The 17,027-nt window shown below is 72.2% G+C and carries 16 protein-coding genes and 2 pseudogenes; 8 read left to right on the forward strand and 10 right to left on the reverse strand.

Annotation, left to right across the window (positions count from 1 at the left end; translation table 11 throughout):
• The first annotated feature begins 137 nt into the window (after positions 1-137).
• A complete protein-coding gene (locus tag AB0G32_RS15000) occupies positions 138-953 on the forward strand; it encodes an alpha/beta hydrolase (protein ID WP_361162612.1) in 816 nt (271 codons plus the stop codon).
• A gap of 49 nt (positions 954-1,002) precedes the next feature.
• Positions 1,003-1,550: pseudogene (locus tag AB0G32_RS15005) on the forward strand (helix-turn-helix domain-containing protein); the annotation flags it as partial.
• A 17-nt stretch (positions 1,551-1,567) separates the two neighbouring features.
• Here AB0G32_RS15005 and AB0G32_RS15010 read toward each other — a convergent pair.
• The 5 genes and pseudogenes from AB0G32_RS15010 to AB0G32_RS15030 form a co-directional block, all read right to left on the reverse strand.
• Positions 1,568-2,209, reverse strand: coding sequence for a hypothetical protein (locus AB0G32_RS15010; RefSeq protein WP_361162613.1), 642 nt, complete (start codon positions 2,207-2,209; stop codon positions 1,568-1,570).
• Between the two features lie 107 nt (positions 2,210-2,316).
• Positions 2,317-2,418, reverse strand: a pseudogene (locus AB0G32_RS15015) (YdcF family protein); the annotation flags it as partial.
• A gap of 189 nt (positions 2,419-2,607) precedes the next feature.
• Positions 2,608-4,248, reverse strand: a complete 1,641-nt coding sequence (locus tag AB0G32_RS15020) for a phospho-sugar mutase (protein WP_361162614.1) — start codon at positions 4,246-4,248, stop codon at positions 2,608-2,610.
• A 222-nt stretch (positions 4,249-4,470) separates the two neighbouring features.
• Complete coding sequence (locus tag AB0G32_RS15025) at positions 4,471-5,295, reverse strand: purine-nucleoside phosphorylase (RefSeq protein WP_361162615.1); 825 nt, start codon at positions 5,293-5,295, stop codon at positions 4,471-4,473.
• Positions 5,296-5,392: 97 nt separating this feature from the next.
• On the reverse strand, positions 5,393-5,830 hold the full coding sequence (locus AB0G32_RS15030) for a gamma-glutamylcyclotransferase (RefSeq protein WP_361162616.1): 438 nt from the start codon (positions 5,828-5,830) through the stop codon (positions 5,393-5,395).
• Between the two features lie 93 nt (positions 5,831-5,923).
• Here AB0G32_RS15030 and AB0G32_RS15035 point away from each other — a divergent pair, with 93 nt between their 5' ends.
• Both AB0G32_RS15035 and AB0G32_RS15040 read left to right on the forward strand, forming a co-directional pair.
• Positions 5,924-7,372 (forward strand): NAD(P)H-quinone dehydrogenase, encoded by a 1,449-nt coding sequence (locus AB0G32_RS15035; protein ID WP_361162617.1) that lies wholly within the window; start codon positions 5,924-5,926, stop codon positions 7,370-7,372.
• Between the two features lie 135 nt (positions 7,373-7,507).
• Positions 7,508-8,503, forward strand: a complete 996-nt coding sequence (locus AB0G32_RS15040; RefSeq protein WP_361162618.1) for a DeoR/GlpR family DNA-binding transcription regulator — start codon at positions 7,508-7,510, stop codon at positions 8,501-8,503.
• A gap of 256 nt (positions 8,504-8,759) precedes the next feature.
• Here the strand turns inward: AB0G32_RS15040 and AB0G32_RS15045 are convergent, their stop codons facing one another.
• Positions 8,760-10,532, reverse strand: coding sequence for a biotin carboxylase N-terminal domain-containing protein (locus tag AB0G32_RS15045; RefSeq protein WP_361162619.1), 1,773 nt, complete (start codon positions 10,530-10,532; stop codon positions 8,760-8,762).
• A gap of 347 nt (positions 10,533-10,879) precedes the next feature.
• On the opposite strand from AB0G32_RS15045, the gene AB0G32_RS15050 reads away from it, so the two are divergent.
• A complete protein-coding gene (locus AB0G32_RS15050) occupies positions 10,880-11,335 on the forward strand; it encodes a hypothetical protein (RefSeq protein WP_361162620.1) in 456 nt (151 codons plus the stop codon).
• Here the strand turns inward: AB0G32_RS15050 and AB0G32_RS15055 are convergent.
• The 4 genes from AB0G32_RS15055 to AB0G32_RS15070 all read right to left on the reverse strand — a co-directional run bounded on the left by AB0G32_RS15055 (position 11,298) and on the right by AB0G32_RS15070 (position 13,989).
• Positions 11,298-11,921 carry a nucleoside triphosphate pyrophosphatase gene (locus tag AB0G32_RS15055; protein WP_361162621.1) on the reverse strand — a complete coding sequence of 208 codons (624 nt, stop codon included), beginning with the start codon at positions 11,919-11,921 and terminating at the stop codon, positions 11,298-11,300. The genes AB0G32_RS15050 and AB0G32_RS15055 overlap by 38 nt on opposite strands.
• Before the next feature lie 32 nt (positions 11,922-11,953).
• Positions 11,954-12,082 carry a hypothetical protein gene (locus AB0G32_RS15060; protein ID WP_361162622.1) on the reverse strand — a complete coding sequence of 43 codons (129 nt, stop codon included), beginning with the start codon at positions 12,080-12,082 and terminating at the stop codon, positions 11,954-11,956.
• Between the two features lie 95 nt (positions 12,083-12,177).
• Positions 12,178-12,390: an acyl-CoA carboxylase subunit epsilon gene (locus AB0G32_RS15065; protein WP_361162623.1), complete on the reverse strand. Its 213-nt coding sequence runs from the start codon at positions 12,388-12,390 to the stop codon at positions 12,178-12,180.
• A 9-nt stretch (positions 12,391-12,399) separates the two neighbouring features.
• Positions 12,400-13,989 (reverse strand): acyl-CoA carboxylase subunit beta, encoded by a 1,590-nt coding sequence (locus AB0G32_RS15070; RefSeq protein WP_361162624.1) that lies wholly within the window; start codon positions 13,987-13,989, stop codon positions 12,400-12,402.
• 111 nt (positions 13,990-14,100) lie between these two features.
• On the opposite strand from AB0G32_RS15070, the gene AB0G32_RS15075 reads away from it, so the two are divergent.
• The 3 genes from AB0G32_RS15075 to AB0G32_RS15085 all read left to right on the forward strand — a co-directional run bounded on the left by AB0G32_RS15075 (position 14,101) and on the right by AB0G32_RS15085 (position 17,026).
• The gene (locus AB0G32_RS15075) at positions 14,101-14,967 is read left to right on the forward strand and encodes a biotin--[acetyl-CoA-carboxylase] ligase (protein ID WP_361162625.1); all 867 of its coding nucleotides are present in this window, start codon (positions 14,101-14,103) and stop codon (positions 14,965-14,967) included.
• A 108-nt stretch (positions 14,968-15,075) separates the two neighbouring features.
• Positions 15,076-16,197, forward strand: a complete 1,122-nt coding sequence (locus tag AB0G32_RS15080; protein ID WP_361162626.1) for an adenylate/guanylate cyclase domain-containing protein — start codon at positions 15,076-15,078, stop codon at positions 16,195-16,197.
• 28 nt (positions 16,198-16,225) lie between these two features.
• Positions 16,226-17,026, forward strand: a complete 801-nt coding sequence (locus AB0G32_RS15085) for an enoyl-CoA hydratase-related protein (RefSeq protein ID WP_361162627.1) — start codon at positions 16,226-16,228, stop codon at positions 17,024-17,026.
• Position 17,027: the final 1 nt, after the last annotated feature.

Genomic DNA, 17,027 nt, shown 5'->3' on the forward strand with positions numbered 1-17,027 from the left:
ACAAGGACCACAGGTCCTCCGGCGCCATCCGCTCGACAAGCGCAGCAGTCATCACCCCAGAATGCCGCAAGATCACGCCAAGTGAAATGGCGTCTAAGGCGTACCGGACGCTGGTGTGGCCGCTCTAAATTCGGCTCATGGAAGAGATCAGCTACCAGTCGGCCGACGACTGCACCCTGCACGCCACCATCACTGGAGAGGGGCAGGCCCTGGTCCTTATGCATGCCGGCGGCCCTGACCACAAGAGCATGCTTCCGCTGGCCGAACGGCTTGCCGATCGTTTCTTAGTCGTACTGCCCGACCTGCGTGGCTACGGCCGGTCGGTCTGCACGGACCCGGCCCGTTATACCTGGGCCCGGTATGTCGAGGACGTGATGTGGCTCCTGGACCACATCGGTCTTTCCAGTGCCGTACTCGCCGGCGCGGGCCTGGGCTCCACGATCACGCTTCGGACGGCGGCCGCACACCCGGACCGGGTCCGGGCGGCCGTGCTCATCGGGGTTGAGGACATTGAGGACGACGAGGCCAAGAAGGCCGAGATCCGCTTCCTCGACGCGTTCGCCGCCCGCGTCGAGGCTGATGGCATCGAGGCGGGTTGGGAGCCCATCCTCGCCGGATTCCCTACGGTTGTTGGCACCATGGTGCGCGACGCCATCCCTCGATCGGACCCCGCCAGCATCGTGGCCGCAGCCGCTATCGGCCATGACCGTTCTTTCCGGAGCGTCGACGAACTCGCGACGATCACCGTGCCGACCCTCATCTTCCCGGGCACCGACCCCCGCCACCCCACCGCTCTTGCCGAAGCGGCCGCCGACACCCTCCCCAACGGACAACTGGCCACGATCCCGATCGGCGACGACCTCCAGACTGCCGTGGACCTCGCCCGCGCCACCGCTCCCGCCATCCGTGAATTCCTGACCAGATCGGTCCCGCCCGTGGTCGGCACGGGGTGATCGTGGCGGTTGGATGTGTGGTGACCTCCGATCCGACCGCTGGAGTGCGGTGGCCGAGTCCGTCCGCGTGCGCGGACTGACCGACGGGGAGGGGCAGAAGCTGCAGCAGATCGTGCGCCGGGGCAGCACGAGTTCGGCTCGCTACCGGCGCGCGATGATGCTGCTGGCCTCGGCCGGCGGCAACCGGGTGCCAGTGATCGCACAGCTGGTGCGGGCCGACGAGCACACCGTCCGGGACGTGATCCACCGGTTCAACGAGATCGGCCTGGCCTGCCTGGACCCTCGATGGGCGGGAGGCCGTCCCCGCCAACTCAGCCCTGACGACGAGGACTTCGTCGTGGCGACGGCCACCACCCGCCCCACGGAGCTCGGCCGGCCCTTCACCCGCTGGTCACTGCGTAAAGTCCACGGGCGGGTGATCGTCATCGGCCGCGAGACGTTACGCGGCCTGCTGGACCGCCGCGGTGTCACCTTCCAGCGCACCAAGGCGTGGAAGGAGTTCCCCGACCCGGACCGTGAGGCGACGACCGCCTATGGGGCGTCAACCACCGCAGGAAAAGCGCGGCGAACACGCTGGCCGCGCTGAAGTCGATCCGCGATGTTCCAAGCGTCGGCTACAGGTCCGCGATCCAGAGGTGTCCCGGGTGCACAAGGGCGAGTAGTTCGGCCAGGGTCTCGCGCTGAGCAGAGGTCATGTACGGGACGGTCGCCTCGAAGTCTGTTTGATCCTTTCGACGGACGTGCTTGGCCTTGAACAGCAGGACCAGTTCGGGTGCCAGATACGGGATGCCGTCGTGGGTGTGGTGGATGATGCCGCTGTAGGGAAGCTGGATCCTCTCGTCGCGTCGGCAGATCCAGGTGTCGCCGTCATGCGGTTCGCGGAACACGTCGAGCAGGTAGTTTCCGGAGGCCGGGTCGCGGAGCCATGTCTGATGTACGGCGGCCAGCACCTCTGGTGCGGCGTTCTCCCAGATCCGGCCGCTGCCTACCGCGTCGAAGATGTGGCCGGGGAAGCGGTCGCGGACTTCTGGAAAACCCGCGGCCGGGATCGCGATCTCGATGTCGCCATGAGCGCGCGTCCGCTTGCCGCGGAACAGGTCCAGCGCCCAGCCCGCGGCCACGTACCAAGGCGTGTTGATCCCGGTCAGCTGCTGCGCGAGTTCACTCGGGGTCCAGCAGGATGACCACCTGGCGTGCAGGGCTGCGATCTCGTCGGGTGTCAGCACGACGCAGCCGCCGGGTAGTTGCTCGCCCACTGCGGGAATCTATCAGCGGAGCCGACGGTTCCTGGAGCCCACCAGCACCGAGGCGGGACTGGCCGGGGCGGGCAGGCAAGTCACACAGCGATGAGCCGGCCGGTGAAGCCGGAGCGGTACAGCTCGGCGGAGCGGGTGGCGACGCCGAGGTCGTGGCTGCCCAGCCCGATCGCCACGTCGACGGGCCGCGGTTCGTGCCGCATCTGATGCACAAGTCCGCAGCAAGTTTCCGGTGGGCCACCGACCAGTCATCCGGCTGGGCGCAGTAGCCGCTGTTGTCCACGCGTCTCAAGGGCTGACGCGACTCCAGCAGGCGAACAGGTACCGCGCTCCGGTACGCCCACAACGGCAACCGACAGCGCGTCCCTGTCCGCCGAGGAGACCCCGGCCGCCTGCGCTCAGAGACCGGCCGCGGCCGACAGGTCCCGCTTGATCTGCGTCAGCCGTTCAGCCGCCGTGGCCCGGGCCGTCGGCAGGCCGGTGTGGTCGGTGACCGGCACGACCACCTCCAGGTAGCACTTCAGCTTGGGTTCGGTGCCGCTGGGGCGGACGACGACCCGGGCGCCGTCCAGGGTGTAGCGCAGCCCGTCGGTGGGCGGCAGCCCGTCCGTGCCCTCGGTGAGGTCCTCGGCCCGGGTGACCGGCAGTCCGCCGAGCGCGGTGGGCGGGTGTTCCCGCAGCCGGCGCATGGCATCCGCGATGACGGCGAGATCCTCGACCCGGACGGCGAGCTGGTCGGTGGCGTGCAGCCCGTGCGCGACGGCGAGGTCGTCGAGGAGATCGAGCAGTGTCCGGCCCTCCGCCTTGAGTACGGAGGCCAGTTCGGTGACGAGCAGGGCGGCCGTGACACCGTCCTTGTCCCGCACCCCGTCCGGGTCGACGCAGTAGCCGAGGGCCTCCTCGTAGCCGTAGCGCAGGCCCTCGGCGCGGGCGATCCACTTGAAGCCGGTGAGGGTCTCGGTGTGCGGCAGCCCGGCCGCGCCGGCGATGCGGGCGAGCAGCGAGGAGGAGACGATCGACTCCGCGAAGGTGCCGGTCGCACCCCGGTTCACCAGATGCGCGGCGAGCAGCGCCCCGACCTCGTCCCCGCGCAGCATCCGCCATCCGTCCCCGTCGGGCACGGCCACGGCGCATCGGTCGGCGTCCGGGTCGTTGGCGATCACCAGATCCGGACCGGCGGCGCGGGCGGTGGCGAAGGCGAGGTCCATCGCGCCGGGCTCCTCCGGGTTGGGGAAGGCGACGGTCGGGAAGTCCGGGTCCGGGTCGGCCTGTTCGGCGACCAGCACGGGTGCCGGGAAACCGGCCCGGGCGAAGGCGGCGAGCAGCGTCTCCCGCCCGACGCCGTGCATCGGGGTGTAGACGGTACGGGCCGTGCGCGGGGAGCCGGCGGCGAGGACGGCGTCCGTGCGGGCCAGATAGGCGTCGAGGACGGCGTCGTCCAGGGTCTCCCAGCCGCCGTCCGGACGCGGTACGCCGTCCAGGCCCCCCACGGCGTCGATCTCGGCGGCGATGTCCGCGTCCGCCGGGGGCACGATCTGCGAACCGTCGCCGAGGTACACCTTGTACCCGTTGTCGCGGGGCGGGTTGTGGCTGGCGGTGACTTCCACTCCCGCGACGGCGCCGAGGTGCCGGATGGCGAAGGCGAGGACGGGAGTGGGCAGCGGGCGGGGCAGGACGGCCGCGCGCAGTCCGGCGCCGGTCATCACGGCGGCGGTGTCCAGCGCGAAGTCGAGCGACTTGTGCCGGGCGTCGTACCCGACGACGACCAGCCCGTCGCTGCCGTGCCCCTGCTTCCGCAGGTAGGCGGCGAGCCCGGCGGCGGCCCGGATCACGACCGCCCGGTTCATCCGCATCGGCCCGGCGCCGAGTTCGCCGCGCAGGCCGGCGGTGCCGAACTGGAGGGTGCCGGCGAAACGGGCGGTCAGCTCGGCGACGTCCTCCTTGTCGATGATCCCGGCGAGCTCGGCACGGGTCTCCGGGTCGGGATCCTCGGCCAGCCAGGCCCTGGCGGCGGCGATGACATCGGCGTGGGCGTGCACGGGGTGAGCCTTTCGTCGTGCGGTGCGGTGCGGTGCGGTGCGGTGCGGTGCGGTGCGGGGTGGTGCGGTGCGGGTCGGTGCGCGTGCCCCCGGGGCGCCACCCACCCACCACCCGACTCGGTCGGCTCAGTCGCGGCGGCCGGGGGCCCAGCGGCCCCCAACCGTAACGCCGCCCTGCGCCGAGGGTGCCCGAGCCGGGTCCGGAGCCCCCTGGTACCGCGGTTACAGGCGGCCCAGCACCTGGGTGAGAAGGGAGCCCATCCGTGCCGCCGAATCCCGTCCGGCCTGGAGTACTTCCTCATGGTTCAGCGGCTCGCCCGTCATCCCCGCGGCGAGGTTCGTGACCAGGGAGATGCCCAGCACCTCCGCCCCCGCCTCCCGGGCCGCGATCGCTTCCAGCACCGTGGACATCCCCACCAGGTCCGCGCCGATCACCCGGGCCATCCGGATCTCCGCCGGCGTCTCGTAGTGCGGGCCGGGGAACTGGGCGTACACGCCCTCCTCCAGTGTTCCGTCGACCTCCTTGCACAGGGCCCGCAGCCGCGGCGAGTACAGGTCGGTCAGGTCCACGAAGTTCGCGCCGACGATGGGTGAGGTCGCCGTCAGGTTGATGTGGTCGCTGATCAGGACCGGCTGGCCGGGACGCATGCCCTCGCGCAGACCGCCGCAGCCGTTGGTCAGGATGACCGTCTTGGCGCCGGCCGAGACGGCGGTCCGCACCCCGTGCGCCACCGAGGCGACGCCATGACCCTCGTAGTAATGGGTGCGGCCGAGGAAGACCAGGGCGCGGCGGTTGCCGATGCGGTACGAGCGGATCCTGCCGCCGTGGCCCTCGGCGGCCGGCGGCGGGAAGCCGGGCAGCTCGGTGACCTGGAGATCGGCGTCCGGGGCGCCCAGCGCGTCCACCGCCGGGGCCCAGCCGGAGCCCATCACGAGGGCGACGTCGTGGGTCTCGGCGCCCGTGAGCTCGCGCAGCCGGGCCGCGGCGGCGTCGGCGGCGGCATGGGGGTCGCCCTGGATGTCGTCCGGAAGAAGAGATGCGTTCACGCGGATGAGGGTAGCCGGTTTGGGCCTACGCGCGTAGATGATGAGGGCGGCGGGTTCGCGATCGTTGCGCTGTTGTTTCTGACGAGAGGCACCGGCCTCAGCAGGGCCGTTTGCGCAGTTCCATCACGTAGTCGTGGGGCGCGCCCGCAGATTCGGCCGCGTCGGCCAGTTCGCCGAGGTAACGGGCCGAGGGCAGGCCGCCCTCGTAGGCGTTCAGGACGTACGTCCAGGCCTGTTCCTCGCCGTCCAGGGTGTGCGCCCGTACCCGGGTGCGCCGGTAGATGTCCAGGCCCGCGCCCTCCCAGCGGTCGAGGGAGTCCTCGTCCATCGGGGCGATGTCGTAGAGGGCGACGAACACCTGGCACAGCGGGTCCTCCACCAGGGTGGCCAGCGCGCCCTCCCAGCCCAGCCGCTCGCCCCCGAAGGTCAGCCGCCACCCGTTCAGCCAGCCGGTGGCGCGCAGCGGCGAGTGCGGGGCGCGGCGGGACATCAGCCGCGCGTCGAGGTTGCCGGCGTACGCGGCGTAGAGCGACATGGGGAGAGGGTACGGGGTGTTCCGGTTCGCGGCGGATAACGGAGGCGCATCGGGCCGGGCCCCGGGCGGTGTCCCGTTGAAGCGTGCGGGACAATGGGGTACGTGACTCGGATCGTGATCATCGGTGGCGGACCCGGCGGATACGAAGCGGCGCTGGTCGCCGCACAGCTCGGCGCGGAGGTGACCGTCGTCGACTGCGACGGCCTGGGCGGGGCGTCGGTGCTCACCGACTGCGTGCCGTCCAAGACCCTGATCGCCACGGCCGAGGTGATGACCACCTTCGACTCCTCCTACGAGGAGCTGGGCATCATCGTCGCCGACGACACCCCGCCGCTGGAGCAGGCCGCCCGGGTCGTGGGCGTCGACCTCGGCAAGGTCAACCGGCGCGTGAAGCGGCTCGCGCTCGCGCAGTCGCACGACATCACCGCCTCCGTGACGCGCGCCGGCGCGCGCGTGATGCGCGGGCGCGGGCGCCTGGAGGGGATGCAGGCGCTCGACGGGTCGCGCAAGGTCGTGGTGCGCGCCGCCGACGGCAGCGAGGAGACGCTCACCGCGGACGCGGTGCTGATCGCGACCGGGGGACATCCCCGGGAGCTGCCGGACGCCCGGCCCGACGGCGAGCGCATCCTCAACTGGACGCAGGTCTACGACCTCGACGAGCTGCCGGAAGAGCTGATCGTGGTCGGGTCCGGTGTGACCGGTGCCGAGTTCGCCGGGGCCTACCAGGCGCTCGGGTCGCGGGTCACCCTCGTCTCCTCCCGGGACCGGGTGCTGCCGGGTGAGGACCCGGACGCCGCCGCCGTCCTGGAGGACGTCTTCCGGCGGCGCGGCATGAACGTCATGGCGCGCTCGCGGGCCCAGTCCGCCAAGCGGGTCGGCGACCGGGTCGAGGTCACCCTCGCCGACGGGCGGGTCATCACCGGGTCGCACTGCCTGATGGCGGTCGGCGCCATCCCGAACACCGAGGGCATGGGGCTGGAGGAGGCCGGGGTCACGCTCAAGGAGTCCGGGCACGTCAAGACCGACAAGGTGTCCCGGACCTCCGCGCCGGGCGTCTACGCCGCCGGTGATGTGACCGGCATCTTCGCGCTCGCGTCGGTCGCCGCCATGCAGGGCCGGATCGCCATGTACCACTTCCTGGGCGACGCGGTCACCCCGCTGAACCTGAAGACTGTCTCCTCCAACGTCTTCACCGACCCCGAGATCGCCACGGTCGGCTACTCGCAGGCCGACGTGGACGCCGGGAAGATCGACGCCCGGGTGGTCAAGCTGCCGCTGCTGCGCAACCCGCGCGCCAAGATGCAGGGCATCCGGGACGGCTTCGTCAAGCTCTTCTGCCGGCCGGGGACCGGGATCGTGGTCGGCGGCGTGGTGGTCGCGCCGCGCGCCTCGGAACTCATCCACCCCATCTCGATCGCCGTCGACAACAACCTGACGGTCGAGCAGATCGCGAACGCGTTCACCGTGTACCCCTCGCTCTCGGGCTCGATCGCCGAGGTGGCACGGCAGTTGCACACCCGGAAGTCCGGCGCGGAGGGCTGACCGGAGGGCTGGCCGGAGGGGTGACAGCCCGTAGCGGGGCGGCTTATACCACTCCCCGTGGCACAGTGCGAACAACTTTAGTTATTCGGCGCAAACTGCTGAAAGCAGACGGTCGCTGGGGTTACTGTCAGTTTCGTGTTCGCTGCAGAACGTCGCCAATTGATCCTCGAAATGGTGCGAGCGAACGGGGCCGTGTCGCTCCGTGAACTCGCCCGCGTCGTCCAGACCTCCGAAGTGACCGTACGGCGGGACGTGCGCGCACTGGAGGCAGAAGGACTCCTCGACCGCCGGCACGGCGGTGCGGTACTGCCGGGCGGGTTCACGCGGGAGTCCGGCTTTCCGCAGAAGTCCCATCTCGCGACCGCCGAGAAAACGGCCATCGCCGATCTCGCCGCGAGCCTCGTGGAGGAGGGCGAGGCCATCGTGGTGGGGGCGGGAACCACCACCCAGGAGCTGGCCCGCCGGCTCGCCCGGGTGCCCGGCCTGACCGTCGTCACCAACTCCCTGCTGGTGGCCCAGGCGCTCGCGCACGCCAACCGGGTGGAAGTCGTGATGACCGGCGGCACGCTGCGAGGGACCAACTACGCCCTCGTCGGCAGCGGTGCCGAGCAGTCCCTCCAGGGGCTCAGAGTGTCGAAGGCGTTCCTCTCCGGGAGCGGGCTGACCGCCGAGCGGGGGCTGTCCACCTCCAACATGCTCTCGGCGTCCGTCGACCGCGCGCTGGTGCAGGCCGCCGCCGAGGTGGTGGTCCTGGCCGACCACACCAAGCTCGGCACCGACACCATGTTCCAGACCGTGCCCACGGAAGTGATCACCCGGCTGGTGACGGACGAGCCGCCCGGTCACGACGACCGCGCGGGCGCCGAACTCCAGGCTCTCGCCGACCAGGGCGTACAGATCGCGGTGGCCGGTGCGTCGGGGGGAGCGACGGGCCGGCCAGGCCCGGGGGATGAGGCCGGTCCGGGGCGCCAGCAGCGCCGGGACGTGCCACTGCCCGGCCCGCGTCGCCAGGTTCCCGGAGCGGGCCCCGGACTGCGTTCGGCCGCGGCCCTGGGCGAACAGGGCGGCCCGGGCGGCCCCGGCGCGGAACAGCAGGCCCGGGCCCGGGTCGCGGATCTACGGCGGCGCTGAGGCGCCCACCGCGCGGGGGCGGCCGGCGTGCCGCCGGTACGGTCCGCTGAGGGCCCGTACGCCCGTACGCCCGTACGCCGGTACGGTCCGCTGGGCCGCCCGTGCCCCGGGTGCCCCTGTCGCCCCGGTAGGGGGCCGCTGGGCCGCCCGTACCCCCGGCGCGGCCCGTCGAGGTCCGTCGCGGCGTACGGCAAGGCGCCCGGCGGACCGACCGTTGCGGTCCACCGGGCGCCTGTGCGCGTGCTGCGCCGTCGGGTCAGTCCTTGATCTCGCAGATCGCCGCGCCGGACGTGACCGACGCGCCGACCTCGGCGCCCAGGCCCTTGATGGTGCCGGACTTGTGGGCGTTCAGCGGCTGTTCCATCTTCATCGCTTCGAGGACGACGATCAGGTCGCCCTCCTTGACCTCCTGGCCCTCCTCCACCGCGATCTTGACGATCGTGCCCTGCATCGGGGAGGCGAGGGTGTCGCCGGAGGCGGCCGGGCCGGACTTCTTCGCCGCCCGGCGCTTGGGCTTGGCGCCCGCCGCCAGGCCCGTACGGGCCAGCGACATGCCCAGCGAGGTCGGCAGGGAGACCTCCAGGCGCTTGCCGCCGACCTCCACGACGACCGTCTCGCGGCCGGTCTCCTCGTCGGTGTCCGCGTCGGCGGTGGCCGTGAACGGCTTGATCTCGTTGACGAACTCCGTCTCGATCCAGCGGGTGTGGATCGTGAACGGGTCGGCGGAACCGGTCAGTTCGGGGGCGAACGCCGGGTCCCGGACCACCGCGCGGTGGAACGGGATGGCGGTGGCCATGCCCTCGACCGTGAACTCGTCCAGCGCGCGGGCGGCCCGCTCCAGGGCCTCCTTGCGGGTCCGGCCGGTCACGATCAGCTTGGCCAGCAGCGAGTCCCACGCCGGGCCGATGACGCTGCCCGACTCCACGCCCGCGTCCAGCCGGACCCCGGGACCGGCCGGCGGGTCGAACGCGGTGACCGTGCCGGGCGCCGGCAGGAAGCCGCGGCCCGGGTCCTCGCCGTTGATCCGGAACTCGAACGAGTGACCCCGCAGCACCGGGTCGCCGTAGCCCAGCTCCTCGCCGTCGGCGATCCGGAACATCTCGCGCACCAGGTCGAGGCCGGCCACCTCCTCGGTCACCGGGTGCTCCACCTGGAGGCGGGTGTTGACCTCCAGGAAGGAGATCGTGCCGTCCATGCCGACCAGGAACTCGACCGTGCCGGCGCCGACGTAGCCGGCCTCCTTCAGGATCGCCTTCGAGGACGCGTACAGCTCGTCGAGCTGGGCCTGGGACAGGAACGGCGCCGGGGCCTCCTCGACCAGCTTCTGGTGACGGCGCTGGAGCGAGCAGTCCCGGGTGGAGACGACCACCACGTTGCCGTGGGTGTCGGCCAGGCACTGGGTCTCCACGTGCCGGGGCTTGTCCAGGTAGCGCTCCACGAAGCACTCCCCGCGCCCGAAGGCCGCCACCGCCTCACGGACCGCGGAGTCGTACAGCTCGGGTACTTCCTCCAGCGTGCGGGCCACCTTCAGGCCGCGCCCGCCGCCGCCGAACGCCGCCTTGATGGCGATCGGCAGGCCGTGCTGCTCGGCGAACGCGACGACCTCGTCGGCCCCCGAGACCGGGTCCGGGGTGCCCGCCACCAGCGGGGCGCCGGCCCGCTGGGCGATGTGCCGGGCGGCGACCTTGTCGCCGAGGTCGCGGATGGCGTGCGGCGGCGGGCCGATCCAGATCAGCCCGGCGTCCAGCACGGCCTGGGCGAACTCGGCGTTCTCCGAGAGGAAGCCGTAGCCGGGGTGGACCGCGTCCGCGCCCGACTCGCGCGCCGCCCTCAGCACCTTCTCGATGTCCAGGTAACTGCTCGCCGGGGTGTCACCGCCCAGGGCGAACGCCTCATCCGCGGCGCGGACATGCAGAGCGTCCCGGTCCGGGTCGGCGTAGACGGCCACGCTCGCGATCCCGGCGTCCCGGCAGGCCCGGGCCACGCGGACAGCGATTTCGCCACGATTGGCGATGAGCACCTTGCGCACGATTGAGGCTCCCTCCTTGAAACAAGCCGAGTTTAGGGACTGCCGACACGAGCCTTCGACCCGTCCCCAATGGTGAGCTTGCCCACACGGAGTGTGACTCGAGGCTCGCTCGACCCGCGAAAGCCCTTGTCGCATCAGGGTGCGGCGGACTCCACCGACAAACCCTAGCCGCCCGGTGTGGCCAGGGTCTCTGTGAGAGCGTGCTGCGCGCCACTCCGTTTCTTTGTGGAGTCCCTACGAATGGACCAATGATTCTTTGCCACCGTCGCGACTCTTGTCCGTCGGTTTACTCGCTAGTAGCGTCCCCGACGTACGAAACGTACCCAGGGTAAGAGGTGGGGATCGCGGTGGTGCGCAGGCCAGTGGCATGGGTGGTGGCGGTCTTGCTCTTCGCCGAGGCGCTCGGCGTCGCGGCGCTCAACTGGTTCCTGGGCGTCGTCGTCGACCGCCAGGAGATGTCCCTGGCCGGGCTGGACGCGGGCGCGATGTCGGTGTCCGCGAAGCTCGGCGGCCTGGTCTTCGGGCTCTACTTCGCCCTGTGCGGCCTGGTCGCCCTGCTGGTGGCGGTGCGCGACCGGCCGCCGGCCGGGCTCGGCCGGGCGCTGCTGATCAGCGCGGCGGTGGTGCACGGGCTGCTCGGCGCGCTCTGCTGGGGGCTGGTGGGACCGGCGGCCTTCGTCTTCATGATCCTGGTCCTCGGGCTCATCGTGCTGCTGCTGATGACCTACGACGCGCCCGAGGAACCCCTTGAGCCCCGGGACCGGGTCAGCCCCGCGCCTCCTGCGGCGCCCACAACTCCGTGATCCCCACGCCCAGTTCGGCGAGCAGCCGGCGCAGCAGGGGCAGGCTGAGGCCGATCACGTTGCCGTGGTCGCCCTCGATGCCCTCGATGAACGGCGCCGAGCGGCCGTCCAGGGTGAACGCCCCGGCCACGTGCAGCGGCTCGCCCGAGGCGACGTAGGCGGCGATCTCCGCGTCGCTCGGCTCGCCGAAGCGGACCACGGTGGAGGCGGTGGCCGCGGTGTGCCGGCCGGACGCGGTGTCCCACACGCAGTGCCCGGTCTGGAGGGTGCCGGCCCGGCCGCGCATCGCCTTCCAGCGGGCGGTGGCGTCCTCGGCGTCGGCGGGCTTGCCCAGGGCCCGGCCGTCCAGGTCGAGGACCGAGTCGCAGCCGATCACCAGCGCGCCGTGCACCTCCGGGCGGGCGGCCACGACGGACGCCTTCGCCTCGGCGAGGGCGAGGGCCAGCTCGGCCGGGGTGGGGGCGCTGACGGCGTCCTCGTCGACGCCGCTGACGATCACCTCGGGGGTGAGCCCGGCCTGCCGGAGCAGGCCCAGCCGGGCGGGGGACTGGGAGGCGAGGACGAGTCGGCGGGGCTGATCAGTCATGCGGTCAGGTTAGCCACGAGGGGGCCTGCGGCTCACCTCGTGCAGATCACGATCATCGCGACGATCATGGCCAGGGCCATCAGCGGGCCGAGCCGCCGGAGCATGGCCTGCGCGTCGCGCAGTTCCTCGGGGGGTTTGTCTTCGGGGTCGGACCAGAGCATGCCACCAGCGTGGGGCTTGGGCGGGTCGGGCGCCTGAGTAGGGGTACTCAGATGTGCGCCCTTCGCTGTCCTGCTGTGCGCGGTTCCCCGCGCCCCTAGAAGCTTCCTGGCCAATACGTACGTGACCATGATGCCGGGCCCGGCTGCGGCAAACGGGTCCGTGCGATCCGGGCCGGGTCGGACCACGCGTCCCGGGTCGGGTCCGGGGCCGGTTCGGGGGCCGGCGCCGCGGCGCGGGCCCTGACCACCGCCAGGGCGGCGGCCAGTTCCTCCGGGGACGGGTTGCCCCGTACGACCTTGATGGTCACAGCGGCTCCTTACAGCGGGATGTTGCCGTGCTTCTTCGGGGGGAGGGACGCTCGCTTGGTGCGGAGCTGGCGCAGGCCGCGGACCAGGTGGGCGCGGGTGTCGGACGGGAGGATCACCGCGTCGACGTAACCGCGCTCGGCGGCCGTGTAGGGGTTGAGGAGGGTGTCCTCGTACTCCTGGATCAGGCGGGCCCGGGCCGCCTCGGGGTCGGCGGCGTCGGCGATGGTGCGGCGGTGCAGGATGTTGACCGCGCCCTGGGCGCCCATCACGGCGATCTGGGCGGTCGGCCAGGCCAGGTTCAGGTCGGCGCCCAGGTGCTTGGAGCCCATCACGTCGTAGGCGCCGCCGAACGCCTTGCGGGTGATGACCGTGATCAGGGGGACGGTCGCCTCGGCGTAGGCGTAGATCAGCTTGGCGCCGCGCCGGATGATGCCGTCGTGCTCCTGGCCGACGCCCGGCAGGAAGCCGGGGACGTCCACGAAGGTGAGGACCGGGAGGTTGAAGGCGTCGCAGGTGCGCACGAAGCGGGCCGCCTTCTCGGAGGCGGTGATGTCCAGGCAGCCGGCGAACTGCATCGGCTGGTTGGCGACCACGCCCACCGGGCGGCCCTCGACGCGGCCGAAGCCGGTGAGGATGTTCGGCGCGAACAGCGCCTGGGTCTCGAAGAACTCGGCGTCGTCCAGGACGTGTTCGATGACCGTGTGCATGTCGTACGGCTGGTTCGCCGAGTCCGGGACCAGGATGTCCAGCTCGCGGTCCTCGTCGGTGACGTCGAGGTCGGCCTCCTCGGGGAAGGCGGGCGGCTCGGAGAGGTTGTTGGACGGCAGGTACGACAGCAGCTGCTTGACGTACTCGATGGCGTCCTTCTCGTCGCCGGCCATGTGGTGCGCCACGCCGGAGGCGGTGTTGTGGGTGCGGGCGCCGCCCAGTTCCTCGAAGCCCACGTCCTCGCCGGTGACCGTCTTGATGACGTCCGGGCCGGTGATGAACATGTGGGACGTCTGGTCGACCATGACGGTGAAGTCGGTGATCGCGGGGGAGTAGACCGCGCCGCCCGCGCACGGGCCGACGACCAGCGAGATCTGCGGGATCACGCCGGAGGCGTGGGTGTTGCGGCGGAAGATCTCGCCGTACGCGCCGAGCGAGGCCACGCCCTCCTGGATGCGGGCGCCGCCGGAGTCGTTGATGCCGATGACCGGGCAGCCGGTCTTGAGCGCGAAGTCCATCACCTTGCAGATCTTCTGCCCGTACGTCTCCCCCAGCGCGCCGCCGAACACGGTGAAGTCCTGGGAGAAGACGGCGACCGGACGGCCGTCGACCGTGCCGTAGCCGGTGACCACGCCGTCGCCGTAGGGGCGGTTGTCGGCGAGGCCGAAGTTGCTGGAGCGGTGCCGGGCGAACTCGTCCAGCTCGACGAAGGACCCCTCGTCGAGCAGGAGGCCGATCCGTTCACGGGCCGTCAGTTTGCCCTTGGCGTGCTGTTTCTCGACGGCGCGGGCCGAACCGGCGTGCGTGGCCTCGTCGATACGGCGGCGCAGGTCCGCGAGCTTGCCCGCGGTGGTGTGGACATCGGGCTGCTGCTCTTCCGGCTCGGACATCGGGATGCGGCTCCCTGCCTGCTCAAACGGTGGGGACGGTTGTTCTACCGCAGCGTAGTGGGGTGCCTACCGATCGGCAGTGCGGTGTTTCCCACACCTAGGGTGGCTTGCATGACTCCGCGAGATGACGCAGACCGCAGCCGCAGCCGGTGGTCCGACCTGGACCGGCCGCCCCTGAACGCCACCGCCCTGCGGCGCGGACTGGTCCGGGCGGGCGGGCTGTGGCGCGAGGTGGAGGTGGTGCAGCGCACCGGGTCCACCAACTCCGACCTGGTGGCGCGGGCCGCCGGGGGGCGGGCGGCGGAGGGGGCCGTGCTGATCGCGGAGGAGCAGAGCGCGGCGCGGGGGCGGCTCGACCGGCGGTGGACCGCGCCCGCCCGCTCCGGCCTGTTCTTCTCCGTGCTGCTCACCCCGGCCGAGGTGCCGGTGGCCCGCTGGGGCTGGCTGCCGCTGCTCACCGGGGTCGCGGTGGCCACCGGCCTGTCCCGCGCGGCCGGCGTCGACACCGCCCTGAAGTGGCCCAACGACCTCCTGGTCACCGTCGGCGGCGCGGAACGCAAGGCCGGCGGCATCCTGGCGGAACGGGCCGGCTCCCACGGGGTCGTCATCGGCGTCGGCATCAACGTCACCCTGCGCGCCGACGAGCTGCCGGTCCCAGGGGCCGGCTCGCTGCTGCTGGCCGACGCCATCAGCACCGACCGCGACACCCTGCTGCGCGCCGTACTGCGGTCGCTGGAGGAGTGGTACGGGCGCTGGCGCGCGGCCGGCGGCGACCCCGGGCCCTCGGGGCTCCAGGAGACGTACGCCGCCGGGTGCGCGACGCTCGGCCGGGCGGTCCGGGCGGAGCTGCCGGGCGACCGGGCGGTCACCGGGGAGGCGGTCGCGGTGGACGGCGACGGGCGCCTCGTGCTCGCCACCGAGGACGGCGTACGGGAGCCGGTGGGCGCGGGGGACATCGTCCACCTGCGGCCGGCCTGAGTATGAGCAGCCTGTGAGCCGGCGGCTCACGGGAGTGAGCTGGCCCACAGCTGTCGTAAAGTTGGGCCCGGTCGCTATCTGACCGCGGCAGATCGGAAGGCAGCAGGCGTGACCGTCGACGACACGGGCTCGGGCACGGACGGGGACGGCGAGGTGGACCCCGCCGAATCCGGCGACGACCCGCTCGCGCTCCGTCTGGAACAGCTCATCCTGGGCGCCGGGCGCCGCTACACCCCCTTCCAGGCCGCCCGCAGCGCCGGTGTCTCCATGGAGCTGGCCTCCCGGTTCTGGCGGGCCATGGGCTTCGCCGACATCGGGCAGGCCAAGGCGCTCACCGAGGCCGACGTACTGGCGCTGCGGCGGCTGGCCGGTCTGGTGGAGGCCGGGCTGCTCAGCGAGGCGATGGCGGTGCAGGTGGCCCGGTCCACCGGGCAGACCACCGCCCGGTTGGCCGAATGGCAGATGGACTCCTTCCTGGAGGGCCTGACCGAGCCGCCGGAGCCGGGCATGACCCGCACCGAGGTCACGTATCCGATCGTCGAGCTGCTGCTGCCCGAGCTGGAGGAGTTCCTGGTCTACGTCTGGCGGCGGCAGCTCGCCGCGTCCGCCGGGCGGGTCGTGCAGGTCACCGACGACGAGGAGATGGTCGACCGGCGCCTCGCGGTCGGCTTCGCCGACCTGGTCGGCTTCACCCGGCTGACCCGCCGGATGGAGGAGGAGGAGCTCGGCGAGCTGGTCGAGGCCTTCGAGACCACCGCCGCCGACCTGATCGCCGCGCGCGGCGGACGGCTGGTGAAGACCCTCGGCGACGAGGTGCTGTACGCCGCCGACGACGCGGGCACCGCCGCCGAGATCGCGCTGCGGCTGATCGAGACCATGTCCGGCGACGAGACGATGCCGGAGCTGCGGGTCGGCATGGCCTTCGGCACGGTCACCACCCGGATGGGTGATGTCTTCGGCACGACCGTCAACCTGGCCTCCCGGCTCACCTCGATAGCGCCCCGCGACGCCGTCCTGGTCGACACCGCCTTCGCCGAGGAGCTGATCCGCACCGGGGACGCGCCGTCCTCCGAGGCGGAGGCGGCCGAGGAGGCCGCGGCGGCGGAGAAGGCGGGCGAGGACCCGCCGGTGTACCGGTTCGGGCTCCAGCCGATGTGGCAGCGTCCGGTACGCGGCCTCGGGGTGGTCGAACCGTGGCTGCTGACCCGGCGGGGCGAGCCGTCGTCGTAAGTGCTTGCTGTCTCTGTGGAGGGGTGTCATGAGCGAGGAGCGGTACGGGGAGTTCGTGCTGGTACGGCGGCACGCGGACGGTCATGTCGCGGAACTCGCGCTGGACCGGCCGAAGGCCATGAACGCGGTGTCGTCCGGCATGGCCCGGGCGATCGGCGCGGCCTGCGCGGCGCTGGGCGCCGACCCGCAGGTGCGGGCGGTGGTGCTGACCTCGACCCATGAGCGGGCGTTCTGCGTCGGCGCCGACCTGAAGGAGCGCAACTCCTTCACCGACGCCGACATGCTGCGCCAGCGGCCGGTCAGCCGGGGCGCGTACACCGGCGTACTGGAGCTGCCGGTGCCCACCGTCGCGGCCGTGCACGGCTTCGCGCTGGGCGGCGGCTTCGAGCTGGCGCTGTCCTGCGACGTGATCGTCGCCGACCGCACGGCGGTGGTGGGGCTGCCCGAGGTGTCGGTCGGGGTGATTCCCGGCGGCGGCGGTACGCAGCTGCTGCCGCGCCGGGTCGGGGCGGCGCGCGCCGCCGAGCTGATCTTCAGCGCCCGCCGGGTGGCGGCGGCCGAGGCGCGTGAGCTGGGCCTGGTCGACCAGCTGGTGGCGGAGCGGCAGGACCGGGACGAGGCGCTGGCGCTGGCGGCGCGGATCGCGGCGAACTCGCCGGTCGGGCTGCGCGCCGCCAAGCGGGCGCTGCGGCTCGGGCAGGGGCTCGACCTGCGGTCCGGACTGGAGATCGAGGACGCGGCGTGGCGCACGGTGGCGTTCTCCGGGGACCGGGCGGAGGGCGTGGCGGCGTTCAACGCGAAGCGGCAGCCGCAGTGGCCGGGGGAGTAGG

Source organism: Streptomyces sp. NPDC023723 (assembly GCF_040639815.1).
Lineage (GTDB): Bacteria > Actinomycetota > Actinomycetes > Streptomycetales > Streptomycetaceae > Streptomyces.

Excerpts from the sequence above, each read along its gene's own strand:
- AB0G32_RS15000 (WP_361162612.1), top strand. The coding sequence starts at position 138 with ATGGAAGAGATCAGCTACCAGTCGGCCGACGACTGCACCCTGCACGCC.
- AB0G32_RS15030 (WP_361162616.1), bottom strand. The coding sequence starts at position 5,830 with ATGTCGCTCTACGCCGCGTACGCCGGCAACCTCGACGCGCGGCTGATG.
- AB0G32_RS15035 (WP_361162617.1), top strand. The coding sequence starts at position 5,924 with ATGGGGTACGTGACTCGGATCGTGATCATCGGTGGCGGACCCGGCGGA.
- AB0G32_RS15055 (WP_361162621.1), bottom strand. The coding sequence starts at position 11,921 with ATGACTGATCAGCCCCGCCGACTCGTCCTCGCCTCCCAGTCCCCCGCC.
- AB0G32_RS15060 (WP_361162622.1), bottom strand. The coding sequence starts at position 12,082 with ATGCTCTGGTCCGACCCCGAAGACAAACCCCCCGAGGAACTGCGCGAC.
- AB0G32_RS15070 (WP_361162624.1), bottom strand. The coding sequence starts at position 13,989 with ATGTCCGAGCCGGAAGAGCAGCAGCCCGATGTCCACACCACCGCGGGC.
- AB0G32_RS15075 (WP_361162625.1), top strand. The coding sequence starts at position 14,101 with ATGACTCCGCGAGATGACGCAGACCGCAGCCGCAGCCGGTGGTCCGAC.
- AB0G32_RS15085 (WP_361162627.1), top strand. The coding sequence starts at position 16,226 with ATGAGCGAGGAGCGGTACGGGGAGTTCGTGCTGGTACGGCGGCACGCG.